The following is a 12,747-nucleotide window of genomic DNA, read 5'->3' on the forward strand; positions in this document are numbered from 1 at the left end:
AATGCTTCTTGAAATAAAGGATTTGAAGCTCCATATAGAGGAAAACGAAGAAGAGCTTATAAAAGCCGTCAGCAAGAGACTGAGGATAGATGCCCGGGGCATTGAAGGATACAGGATATTGAAGAAATCCATAGATGCGAGGAAAAAGGATATATATTTTGTATACAATGCCGCTGTTGAGCTTGCCGACAGCAAAAGCTGCAAAAGATTGATAAATCACAAGGACATACTGGAATATGAAGAATTCCGGTATTCCCTGCCTGATTTTGGCGAAGAAAAGCTGGAGGGGAGGCCGGTGATAATAGGCGCCGGTCCTTCAGGCCTCTTTGCGGCCCTCATCCTGGCAGAGAGCGGCTTTATGCCCCTGATCCTGGAAAGGGGAGCGGATGTGGACAGCCGTACAAAGGATATCCAAGCCCTCATGTCTCATGGAATATTTTGCGAGGGCTCAAATATTCAATTCGGAGAAGGCGGGGCCGGTACATTTTCTGACGGAAAGCTCACCACCAGGATCAAGGATGCCAGAATAAAGCTGGTGCTCGGAAAATTTGTAGATTTTGGAGCGCCAAAAGAAATACTTTATGAATACAAGCCTCATATAGGCACAGATATATTGAAAGCTGTCATAAAGAATATGAGAAAGCACATAGAGTCATTGGGAGGAGAATTCAGATTCAACCATCTTGTGGATGAAATACTGATAAAGGATGATGAGGCCTTAGGTGTCCATGGGGCCGGTGCGGGGAGCATCGCCTCCAATGCAATAATAGGAGCCATCGGCCACAGCGCCAGGGATACCTATGAAATGCTGTTCGGCAAAGGCCTTTCAATGGAATCCAAGCCTATCGCCATAGGAGTCAGGATTGAGCATTTGCAGGAAATGATAGACATAGCCCAATACGGCAGTCTTGCAGGCCATCCCAGACTGGGCGCTGCGGACTATATGCTGACCCACAGGAGCGAGCACACAGGCAGATCTGCATATACCTTCTGCATGTGCCCCGGCGGCTATGTGGTGCCTGCAGCTTCAGAAAAAGGAAGGCTTGTTACAAACGGAATGAGCTATCATAACAGAGCCGGGCATAATGCCAACAGTGCAATTGTTGTCAGCGTTCACCCGGAGGATTTCGGGGATTGCCATCCCCTGGCGGGAATAAGCTTTCAAAGACGCTGGGAGGGAAAAGCGTACAACCTGGGCGGAGGAGGATACATAGCACCTGTTCAGCTGGTAGGAGATTTTTTGCAGGACAGATCTTCAAAGGCTTTTGGTGCGGTTAAGCCTACCTACAGACCGGGAGTGGAAATGGCAGAATTGAAGAACTGCCTGCCGGATTTTGTGGCTGCGGCATTAAAGGATGCCATCACCGGATTTGATAAAAGGCTGAAGGGCTTTGCCAACCCGGAGGGCGTATTGACAGCCATAGAGACCAGAACATCTTCACCTGTGCGCCTTGTGAGGAAACCCGGCATGGAGAGTGAAAATCTGAAAAATTTCTATCCGGCAGGAGAAGGGGCCGGCTATGCCGGAGGCATAATGAGCTCGGCCGTGGATGGCATAAAGGCTGCGGAGGCAGTGATCAAACGCTTCAGGCCCCCGGGAAGGATGAGGTGATAAAATGCGGGATGCAGTGATTACCGTTGAAAATCTCAAAGAGGTCCAAAGCATGCTGGGTGCGGTCTTTAATGCCACTCAAGATGCCATATCCGTAGTGGACAAAGATGGCATAGGCATCATGATCAATCCTGCCTATACAAAGATTACCGGCCTGTCTGAAGGGGATGTGCTGGGCAAGCTGGCCACAGTGGATATTGCAGAAGGAGAAAGCGTTCACATGCAGGTCCTGGCAACGAAAAAGCCTGTAAAGGGAGCCTTGCTCAGAGTAGGCCCCAATAGGAAGGAAGTGCTGGTAAATGCGGCTCCGATAATCGTGGACGGAGAGCTTATCGGCAGCGTAGGAGTGCTTCATGATATTACGGAGATGAACAAGCTGTCCGAAGAACTGAGACAAGCCAAGCAGATAATAAGGAAGCTGGAGGCCAAGTATACCTTTGATGATATAGAAGGCAATGATGCCGAGCTGCAAAATGCCGTGGAGAAGGCCAAAAAAGCTGCAAACACGCCTGCGACTGTACTCTTAGTGGGTGAGAGCGGTACGGGCAAGGAAATATTCGCCCATGCGATTCACAACTCCAGCGAGAGAAAATACAGGCAATTTGTCCGCGTGAATTGTGCGGCCATACCCCAGAGCCTCCTGGAATCCGAACTTTTCGGCTATGAGGAGGGGGCCTTTACCGGAGCCAAAAAGGGCGGCAAGAAGGGACTCTTTGAAGAAGCCAACGGGGGCACGATTTTTCTTGATGAAATAGGCGAGATAAATGTGGAAACCCAGGCAAAGCTGCTGCGGGTCCTTCAGGAAAAGGAGATAATGAAGGTAGGCGGCATAAAGCCCATAGGTATTGATGTCAGGGTCATAGCCGCATCGAATATTGATATCGAAAATGCTGTAAAGCAGGGCAAGTTCAGAAAGGACTTGTATTACAGGATCAATATGTTCCCCATAAGGATACCTCCCCTGAAGGAGAGAAAGGGAGATATAGGATGTCTTGCAAGATTTTTTATAAAAAAATTCAATCAGGAATACGGCAGAAATATAGAGGGCATAAATGAGGATGCGCTGCAAAAACTCACGGAATATCAATGGCCTGGCAATGTGAGAGAGTTGGAAAATATCATCGGCAGAGCCATAATCAATATGAAGATGACGGAGAAAACCATACAAAAAAGGCATTTGCCTAAATTTGAGCTCGGCGACGAAAAAATAAATGTGCCTGCTGAGGTTGATTTTTCTGAAGGAGCTGCCATGACCTTGGAGCAATTGACTGAAAAAATCGAGAAGGAATATATCATCCATGTCCTGAGGCTTTGCGGCAACAACAAGACTCAGGCAGCTAAGCTGCTGCAGATTTCCCTTAGGAATCTCTACTATAAGCTGGAGAAATATATGATAGAGTGATATGCAAGAAATTGCACACAAAAATGCATTGCAAAGAATTGCATGCAATAATTTGCATGCTGGAAGATTGTGAAAAAACTGACACTGGAATGTCGGTTTTTTTCTATCTATGAAAAACTGGCATACATATTGCATGTATTATAAAGAGAGAATATTATCAAATCTATATGCAAGGGGTGTTCAAGCTTGAATAGGGAATACATTCTGGTCATTAATCCCGGCTCTACTTCTACTAAGGTTGGGCTGTTCAAAGACGGCCTTCCGGTAAAGCAGAAGAATCTTTCCCATCCAAACAAAGAGCTGGAGAAATTCGCAAAAGTTACGGATCAATATGATTACAGAAAAGACATAATACTGGACTGGCTGAAAGAAGAGGGGGCTGAACTCCAAAGCCTGGCTGCGGTTGTCGCCAGGGGAGGGCTTCTGAGATCCATACCCGGTGGTACATATATAGTCACAGATGCTATGATAGAGGATCTGAAGATAGGTGTTCAAGGCGAACACGCTTCCAACCTCGGCGGCATCATTGCAAAAAGCATAGGTGACTCACAGGGCATACCCTCTTATATTGTAGACCCTGTTGCAGTAGATGAGTTTGAAGCGGTGGCAAGGATATCAGGCATGCCCGAGCTGCCGAGAAAGTCTTTGGTGCATGCTTTGAATATCAAGGCTGTGGCAAGAAGGGCCGCCAAGGACATGGGAAAAGCTATAGATGAAATAAATATGATCATAGCTCATCTGGGAGGAGGCATATCCGTTGCACCCATGAAGAAGGGCAGGATAATAGATGTAAACAATGCAAGCGAGGGAGGCCCGTTGTCGCCGGACAGGACGGGGACCCTTCCTGTGGGGGATCTCATAAGGATGTGCTATTCGGGAAAGTATACGCTGGATGAATTGAAGAAAAAGATATCCGGAAAAGGCGGATTGATAGCTTATTTGGGCACTAATGACGGCAGAGAAGTTGAAAAAATGATTGCCAATGGCGACAAAACAGCGGATCTGATGCATGATGCCATGACATATCAAATAGCAAAAGAGATAGGAGCCATGGCAGCTGTGTTAAGCGGTGATGTCCAAGCCGTGGTGATAACAGGAGGTCTCGCCTATTCAAAACTTCTGTGCGAAAGAATAGAAAGAAGGGTCAAATTCATTGCACCCTTTATGGTATACCCCGGAGAGGATGAAATGCTGGCCCTGGCTGAAGGCGCAGCGAGGACGCTCTCGGGAGAAGAAAAACCAAAAATCTATGAAGAAGAGGTGAAATAAAACTTATGATAAAAGCCTTTGATGAAATCGTAAAATCCGCTAAGAAGAAGGGGCCCAAAACCCTTGCCGTTGCAGTAGCGCAAGATGCGGAGGTGCTCACTGCGGTGAATACGGCCAAGGATCTGGGCATTGCTGAAGCGATACTGGTAGGAGATAAGGAAGAGATCCTGAAGGCAGCAGGAAATTGCGGAGTTGAGCTTGCAAAGTTCGAAATAATAGATGAAAAGGATAAAACGGAAGCCTGCAGGAAGGCTGTAAGCCTGATAGCCGAAGGCAAGGCTCATATCGTGATGAAGGGACTGGTCGATACCGCTATAATACTCAAGGCTGTGCTGGCAGAAGAAGCAGGTCTGAGAACAGGCAATGTGCTGTCTCACGTAGCTGTATTTGAGGTAAACGGCTTTGACAGGCTTTTCATAGTAACCGATGCAGCCATGAACATAGCTCCAAACCTGGAGCAGAAAAAGCAGATAATAGAAAATGCGGTCAAGGTAGCCCATGCCATGGGCAATGAAGAGCCTAAGGTAGCTGTTCTGGCTGCAGTGGAGAAGGTTAATCCCAAGATGCAGGCAACCCTGGATGCGGATGCGCTGACAGAGATGAATAGAAAGGGAGAGATTCGAGGCTGCCAGATCGCAGGACCTTTTGCATTGGATAATGCAGTATCCATAGAGGCTGCAAAGCATAAGGGCATAGACCATCCCGTGGCAGGCCATGCGGACATACTGATGGTTCCCCAGATAGAAGCAGGGAATATGCTGTACAAATCCATGGTATTTTTCGCAAGGGCTCAGAATGCAGGCATAATTGTGGGAGCAAAGGTTCCTATAGTTCTGACCTCTAGAGCCGACAGCGATATAGCCAAGCTGAACTCCATAGCTATCGGCGTTTTGATGTCCTAGTCTTTCCGTGTTCTCCGTTCCCAAAAAAGAATTATAGGGAGGAATTTTGTATGCAGGAAATATACAGGCTTTTGATAATAAACCCAGGTTCAACCTCTACCAAAATAGCTATATATGATAATGAAAAGCCGGTTTTCGAAGAAACGCTGAGACATTCTAATGATGAACTGGCCCCCTATGCCGCAATCTATGACCAGTATGAATTCAGAAAAAATGTGATACTGGACACCCTGAATGCAAAAGGCATCAATATCACCAAGCTGAGTGCGGTTGTAGGCAGAGGCGGACTTCTAAAGCCCATGGAGGGCGGCACCTATGTTGTAAATGAAGCCATGCTCAAGGACTTGAAGGTGGGGGTCATGGGGCAGCACGCTTCCAATCTGGGAGGGATCATCGCCCATGAGATAGCATCTTCACTTCATATCCCGGCTTATATAGTAGATCCGGTAGTGGTGGATGAGCTGGAGGATGTGGCGAGGATATCCGGCATGCCCGAAATACCCAGAGTCAGCATAGTCCATGCCTTAAACCAGAAGGCAGTGGCCAGAAGAGCCGCTAAGGATCTGGGCAAGGCATATGACGAAGTCAATCTCATAGTGGCTCATATGGGGGGCGGGATTTCCGTAGGCGCCCATAAAAAAGGAAGAATAGCTGAAGTCAATAATGCTCTGGACGGAGAGGGACCCATGTCGCCGGAGAGGGCGGGGACCCTTCCTGTGGGAAGCCTTGTAAAGCTATGCTTCTCAGGCAAATATACATTGGATGAAATGAAAAAGAAGATTGTAGGCAAGGGCGGCTTGGTGGCTCATCTCGGCACCAATGACGGCCGGGAGGTAGTAAAGAGAATAGAAGCGGGAGACAAGCATGCAGAGCTTATATATTACGCCATGGCCTATCAGGTAGCCAAAGAAATAGGCAGCTGTGCCGCAGTTCTGGAAGGCAAGGTCGATGCGATATGCCTAACGGGAGGTCTTGCGTACGATAAGCTTCTTACCGGTTGGATAAAGGAAAAGGTGGAGTTCATATCGAAGGTATTGGTATATCCCGGAGAAGATGAGATGATAGCTTTGGCCCAGGGCGGCCTCCGAATTCTCCGGAAAGAAGAAGAAGCCAGGGAGTATAAAGCATAGGAGACGGAGAACACGGATTTCCACAGAAAAATCCTCCCGTGTTTTTCGTGAAAAATTCAGTGCCTTTCGGTGGTTTCCGTTCCCTGTCGCATTCTGCTAAAAATGGGTTAGTTCAGTGATAAGGATGATTATATGATAGAAGATAGAAGGATAAGAATAATAACAGGGCATTACGGTAGCGGCAAAACTGAATTTGCGGTCAATTATACATTGAACCTGGCAAAATCAGGCAAAAAGACAGCCATAGTGGATTTGGACATAGTGAATCCATATTTCAGATCCAGACAAATAGAGCCCTTGTTTGAAGAAAAAGGCATAAGGGTGATATCCTCCTCAATAAAAGGGCTGGCAGGAGACCTGCCTGCCCTGTCGCCGGAAATATATACGGTGATGGAGGATAAAAGCTACGAAGCAGTTATAGACATGGGAGGCGATAAAGCAGGAGCAACAGCACTAGGACGTTATCATGACCGTCTGGATAAAGACGAATGCGATATGTTCTTTGTGCTCAATGCCAACAGGCCATTGACTGCTGACAAGCAAAGCGCCATAAGATACTTGAGATCCATAGAGCAAGGCTCCAGGCAGAAGGTGACGGCACTGGTGAACAATACTCACCTCTGCGGAGACACTGAAATAGGCGATATAATGAAGGGCCAGGCGCTCTGCCTGCAAGTGTCGCAAGAGCTGGGCCTGCCGATAAAATATACTGTGGTCCATAAAAAGTTCATAGGTGATCTACCTGATGACATCTGTGGAGAAATATTTCCTATAGATATTTTTATGAAAAAACCCTGGGAAATGGAATAAAGGAGGTTTAAAAATGGCAGGAAAGGTTACGTTTGACGAAAACAGATGCAAGGGCTGCGAACTTTGCACAACAGTTTGTCCGGTAAAGATAGTGGTGATGGACAAAGACAAGATCAATATCAAAGGATACCATCCGGCAACAGTAAAAGAGATGGATAAATGCATAGCTTGCGGCTCATGCGCAAGAATGTGCCCTGATGTTGTTATCAAAGTTGAAAAACTGTAATTTGTGAGGAGGGATATTTATGGCAAGAGAACTATGGAAGGGAAACGAAGCAATAGCTGAAGCCGCTATCAAGGCCGGCTGCAGATTCTTCTTCGGCTATCCCATTACACCGCAAAACGAAATACCGGAGTACATGTCCTTGAGACTTCCCCAGGAAGGCGGATGCTTTTTGCAGGCCGAATCCGAGGTGGCAGCCATAAACATGGTATATGGAGCAGCAGGGGCAGGGGCCAGGGTCATGACATCCTCATCCAGCCCGGGAATAAGCTTGAAGCAGGAAGGCATCAGCTATATTGCAGGAGCAGAGCTTCCATGCGTAGTAGTGAACATAGTCAGAGGAGGCCCGGGCCTTGGCGGAATCCAGCCTGCCCAATCAGACTATTTCCAGGCTACCAAGGGCGGCGGACACGGCGACTATCATCTGGTGGTGCTGGCTCCGGACTCTATACAAGAGGCAGTAAACCTGGTCCAGGAAGCCTTTGACATAGCGGATGCATACAGAAACCCTGTAATGATACTGGGAGACGGAATGATAGGCCAGATGATGGAGCCTGTTGAATTCGTGGGGGTCCCCAAAAGACAGCTTCCGGAAAAGACATGGGCTACAACAGGCTTGAGAGGAAGAGAAAATCACAATATAATAAATTCTCTTTTCATAGATCCGGCAGTATGTGAAACCCATAACCAAAGACTTTTCAAGAAATATGCCGAGATAGAAAAGAATGAAATAAAAGTGGAAGAATACAATCTTGAAGGCGCAGAAATAGTATTTGCAGCTTATGGCACAGTATCAAGGATAGTCAAGAATGCTATAAAGGCCCTTGAAAAGGAAGGCATAAAAGCAGGCCTTATAAGACCTATAACTCTATGGCCTTTCCCGAAGGCTAACTTCCTCAAAGCTGCCGACATGCCAAGCGTTAAAGCATTTATGAGCGTAGAGATGAGCATGGGCCAGATGGTAGAGGATGTTGAATTGTCGGTAAAGGGAAAGAAGCCGGTTTACTTCTATGGCAGGACCGGAGGCATGATTCCCACTCCGAAAGCAATAGTGGAAGAAGCCAAGAAGATATTAGGGGGTGCAAAATAATGGCAGTTGTATTTGAAAAAACCAAGGGTTTAACAGAAAAACCTACTCATTATTGTCCGGGCTGCACCCATGGAATAATCCACAGGCTTGTAGCAGAGTCTCTGGAAGAATTGGGCCTTTTGGACAAAGCGGTAGGCGTAGCTCCTGTAGGCTGCGCTGTATTCGCCTATGATTATTTCTCCTGCGATATGCAAGAAGCCGCTCACGGCAGAGCACCGGCTTGCGCAACAGGAATAAAGAGAGTACATCCTGACTCGGCAGTATTCACCTATCAAGGTGACGGCGATCTGGCTTCCATAGGTGCTGCGGAAATAGTACATGCAGCCATGAGAGGCGAAAAGGTCACTACAATATTTGTCAACAACGCCATATACGGCATGACAGGCGGCCAAATGGCGCCAACTACTCTGGTAGGCCAGAAGGCTACAACAGCTCCCTTGGGCAGGGATGAAAACCATTGCGGCATGCCTTTAAGGATCAGCGAGATGCTGGCAACCATACCCAAGGCTGTGTTTGTTGAGAGAGTGTCGGTACATGATGTGCCCAATATACTGAAAGCCAAAAAGGCCATAAAGAAGGCCTTTGAAATACAGATGAAGGGTCTGGGATTTACCATCGTAGAAGTGCTTTCCACATGCCCCACCAACTGGGGGAAGACGCCTGTCGAAGCACTGAAATGGCTTAAGGAAAATATGGTCCCTTATTATCCTGTACAAAACTTCAGAACTCCTGAGGAGGTGAAATAAATGACACATCAGATCATAATGGCAGGCTTTGGAGGACAAGGCGTTATGTCCATGGGCAAAATACTGGCAGAGGCAGGCTTGAAGGAAGGCAAGAATGTGTCATGGCTGCCGTCCTATGGACCTGAAATGCGCGGAGGTACGGCCAACTGCAGCGTAATAATCTCGGAAGAGCCAGTGGGGGCACCTACTGTTACGGAGGCCACAGCAGCCATAGTAATGAACAGGCCCTCTTTGGACAAATTTGAAAAGGATGTAATACCCGGAGGCAATCTGTTCATCAACAGCTCGCTGATAGACAAGAAAGCCACCAGAACCGATATCAACGTATACTATGTGCCTGCAAATGAAATAGCCAATGATATGGGCTCCGGCAAGATCGCCAACATGGTGATGCTGGGCGCTTATCTTAAGGTTGCTAATGCAGCCAAGGAAGACACGATAATGGAATATATTTCAGAGGTATTCTCGGGCAAAAAAGCCTCTGTAGTACCCCTGAACAAGGAAGCCTTGAAGAGAGGCGCAGACTGCATAAAGTAAAAATAACAATAAACCGTCCCGGGGCAAAACTCCCGTCATCCATCCTCCAGTCCCGGGATGGTTTTTTATTTTTTGTAAAAATTCAACGCATTTTCATAAATACTGTGAAATCTTATTCTTTTACTGACAGCCCAGAAAGACTCAAAATCAGTGAGATACTCTCCCTTATAAAGAGATAATATATTTTGTGCGGCTTCACTGATGTTTTGCCCCTTGAATTCCTCAGCATATTTTTCGAAAAGATCAATATCCAGAACAATTTCATCCCTGCAAATGCTGTAGCGATTATTTTGGTTTATGATAGGATTTATAACTCCAAAGCTTTCAAGGTCTTTTTTTAAGTGGCTGAGATTGACGCCGATGAGCTTTTTCACATCTTCAGATTCAGACTCCGACCATATGGCATTACCTATCTGGTCTTTTGTAACACCCTCATTGCCTGCATTAAGAAGAAAGGCTAAAAGCTCCCTTTCTTTCTTTGTTCGCATTTTTAAAGATAACTGCCGGTCTTCATATGAGAGAACGGAAAAACCACCTAAAGTTTGAACATATGCTTTCTTTGGTTTGCAGCCTGCAAATTCCATCATTTGTCTTGTAATATCAGGCTCTATATGATTATCATAGGCAAATTGAAGAACAGTGTCATAGGCCTTTCGCATTCTGAAATACTCATATATGCCGTTTTCATAACAAAGCTGCAAGAAACGTTTAGTCGAGCTAACGGACTTCTCATGGTCCTTTATTTCGATGACAGCCCTGGCCATTATCCCATAGGCCATGGTTGGAATCATCATCATATTGGCCCTCTCTCCGATTTCTATGGATAGCTTTGCACATTTAACAGCGCTGGTAAAATCGGATACAGTTCCAAAATAGCTAAAAAGCCTGGCTAAAGCGATGGTTTTAAAATAATCACCAACATGATTCAGGTTTGCATAAATTTCATTAATAATTTCTTCTTTTGGATCGCTTGTAAACATGAGGCTATATATATTGCGCTGCATTTTTGCCCATTGCAGTTGAAATTCGGTTTTGCGATAAAGGGGTGCATACTCATCTGCAAGGGTAAAGTATTTCATAGTGGACTCAAAGGTCTGACTGCCCCCATTTATTCTATCAATGGAAGTATTTTGGTAGTGTATTTCTGCTGCAAACAGGTAGCCTAACCACAATTCTTCATACCTTCCGGTGCTCCTAAGCCTTTGAAGCTCAGCTGTTATCATGGAGACAGCTTTATCTCGTTTCCCCATCATTTGATAAGCCTTGGCTATATAGATTTCAATACTGTGCATGTCCAAGTGCTGCAGTTCATCTTCAGTAAGCTCCAGAGATTTTTCATAATAGTAAACAGCCTCCCTCATCCTGCCTGCTAGGAAATGTATTACACTTAAGTATCTCTCGAACCAGGCCTTGACTTTAACATTTCCGGCTTTGGCACAAGTATCTATCATATGGTAAGAGAGGGCATAGGCTTCGTTTACTTGTGAGTTCCAGCATAAATTATAGATCTTTTCAATAACAACAGTATAGGATATTTCGGAAGCAGGGTTTTTAAGTCTTGCTATGAGATCATCCAACAGCTTGTTTGACTCTTCAAAGGAGATGAAGTTTCTAAGAACCCTGGCTTTATGTACCATTGCTTCAATATAAAGCTCTTCCTCATCTTCCTTTAATAATGGTATTGCCATATCCAGGAATGTTTCGGCAGCTGTGAAATTCCCAATACTGGATAAAAAGGCTCCCTTTGCAACCAAAAGCTTACGGTTCATGTCAGCACCCATATCTTCAAGTGCGCTGAACCATATTCGAAGTTCATTAAAACGGCCGTTTTTGATATAGTCTTTATAGCTGATTAAAATGATTTGTTCCATCATTTCTTTATTTTCTAACCGCATTGCATATTCTGCAGCTTTGGAATACTGCTTTTTGCCGTAGTAATAATCGGCGGCCTTGCTTTGCAATAAAAGAGCTTGGGAGGCTTCTGTGCATTCTGACAAATACTCTCTGAAAAGTGCGTGATAACGATAGTTTACGCTGTCTGTTTTAATTATAAATATATTCCTTAATACAAGGCTTTCTAAGAGCAGCTTAGAATTTTTTATGTTCAAAACCGAATCCAAAAGTTGTGGATCCAACTCCTCAAAACAGGCAGAAGCTTTAAGAAAATCCACTATTTCTTGAGACAAGCGACTGATGCATTCAAAAAAAAGGTAGGAATACAATGCCCTATTTCCCCGGGATGGGAGATCAGCAAGGCTTACACCGTTTTCCAAAAGTACTTTAAAGGAACCGATGGCTAAAGGCCAACCTTCTGTAATGCAATAAATATTCGCATCATCAAAACCTAAAACCTGAATAACTTCGTCTCTTGTGAAGGCAAGCTCTTTTTGAGTAAGCTCTAAAATATCGCCTCTTACTTGCATAAATATAAGCTCCTGCCATGGTGCTTCACGACTGCTAAGACAGGCTCGGATATTCTCAGGCTTGTACTTAATGATACAGGCGATAAGCTTTCTAATCTGCTTTTCTTCTATAGTATGGAGATCTTCCAAGATAATCATAAAGTCCTTAGCCAGTTTTTCAATGCTGTTGATAAATGCATTGGCGATGATCGTTATAAAGTTGCTTTTTTCCTCAAAGGGCAGGTATTCAGAAATAGAAAAGTCATAATCGGGAAAAGTATGCCGGAGTGCTTCGCTTAAAATATTCAGGAAGGTAAAAACATCGCTTTCGCCATCAAGTGTAACCCAAACGGTATGGTTCACAAAATTGGCAGCCTGCGAAAGCAGCGTTGTTTTGCCATAACCTGCTCCGGCATTTATATAAATAAATTTTTTTGAACTGGAAATAACAGCATCCACAAGCATTTTACGATAAATTTCTCCTGCAGATGCTTTGGGAGCTGCCAGTCTTACGCTTGATATATTGACCGTACCTCACACCCCCTAATAATAATGCTGATAGCAACATTATATCAAATCATAACTAATATTGAATAAAAATGTCAAGAATAATCCCAAAATGTA

Annotated in this window: 11 protein-coding genes; 10 read left to right on the plus strand and 1 reads right to left on the minus strand. The window is 45.2% G+C overall.

Annotated elements, in window-relative coordinates:
• The first annotated feature begins 1 nt into the window (after window position 1).
• The 10 genes from AC4HCY_RS07060 (at window position 2) to AC4HCY_RS07105 (ending at window position 9,721) form a co-directional block, all read left to right on the plus strand.
• Window positions 2-1,612 (plus strand): NAD(P)/FAD-dependent oxidoreductase, encoded by a 1,611-nt coding sequence (locus AC4HCY_RS07060; protein ID WP_491095693.1) that lies wholly within the window; start codon window positions 2-4, stop codon window positions 1,610-1,612.
• Between the two features lie 4 nt (window positions 1,613-1,616).
• On the plus strand, window positions 1,617-3,014 hold the full coding sequence (locus AC4HCY_RS07065; RefSeq protein ID WP_491095694.1) for a sigma-54 interaction domain-containing protein: 1,398 nt from the start codon (window positions 1,617-1,619) through the stop codon (window positions 3,012-3,014).
• A gap of 186 nt (window positions 3,015-3,200) precedes the next feature.
• The gene (buk, locus tag AC4HCY_RS07070) at window positions 3,201-4,283 is read left to right on the plus strand and encodes a butyrate kinase (protein WP_323431653.1); all 1,083 of its coding nucleotides are present in this window, start codon (window positions 3,201-3,203) and stop codon (window positions 4,281-4,283) included.
• A 5-nt stretch (window positions 4,284-4,288) separates the two neighbouring features.
• Complete coding sequence (gene ptb / locus AC4HCY_RS07075) at window positions 4,289-5,185, plus strand: phosphate butyryltransferase (RefSeq protein WP_323431654.1); 897 nt, start codon at window positions 4,289-4,291, stop codon at window positions 5,183-5,185.
• 50 nt (window positions 5,186-5,235) lie between these two features.
• On the plus strand, window positions 5,236-6,315 hold the full coding sequence (gene buk, locus AC4HCY_RS07080; protein ID WP_323431655.1) for a butyrate kinase: 1,080 nt from the start codon (window positions 5,236-5,238) through the stop codon (window positions 6,313-6,315).
• Between the two features lie 132 nt (window positions 6,316-6,447).
• Window positions 6,448-7,125: an ATP-binding protein gene (locus AC4HCY_RS07085; RefSeq protein WP_323431656.1), complete on the plus strand. Its 678-nt coding sequence runs from the start codon at window positions 6,448-6,450 to the stop codon at window positions 7,123-7,125.
• A gap of 13 nt (window positions 7,126-7,138) precedes the next feature.
• A complete protein-coding gene (locus AC4HCY_RS07090) occupies window positions 7,139-7,351 on the plus strand; it encodes a 4Fe-4S dicluster domain-containing protein (protein WP_323431657.1) in 213 nt (70 codons plus the stop codon).
• 19 nt (window positions 7,352-7,370) lie between these two features.
• Entirely contained in the window at window positions 7,371-8,438 is a 1,068-nt protein-coding gene (locus AC4HCY_RS07095; RefSeq protein ID WP_323431658.1) for a 3-methyl-2-oxobutanoate dehydrogenase subunit VorB, read from the plus strand.
• On the plus strand, window positions 8,438-9,184 hold the full coding sequence (locus AC4HCY_RS07100) for a thiamine pyrophosphate-dependent enzyme (RefSeq protein ID WP_323431659.1): 747 nt from the start codon (window positions 8,438-8,440) through the stop codon (window positions 9,182-9,184). The genes AC4HCY_RS07095 and AC4HCY_RS07100 overlap by 1 nt, the downstream gene beginning before the upstream one ends.
• Entirely contained in the window at window positions 9,185-9,721 is a 537-nt protein-coding gene (locus tag AC4HCY_RS07105) for a 2-oxoacid:ferredoxin oxidoreductase subunit gamma family protein (RefSeq protein ID WP_323431660.1), read from the plus strand.
• Window positions 9,722-9,786: 65 nt separating this feature from the next.
• On the opposite strand, the gene AC4HCY_RS07110 is transcribed toward AC4HCY_RS07105, so the two are convergent.
• Window positions 9,787-12,588: an ATP-binding protein gene (locus AC4HCY_RS07110; protein WP_323431661.1), complete on the minus strand. Its 2,802-nt coding sequence runs from the start codon at window positions 12,586-12,588 to the stop codon at window positions 9,787-9,789.
• Between the last annotated feature and the right edge of the window lie 159 nt (window positions 12,589-12,747).

This window comes from Lutispora sp. QWL-02 (genome assembly GCF_058315355.1).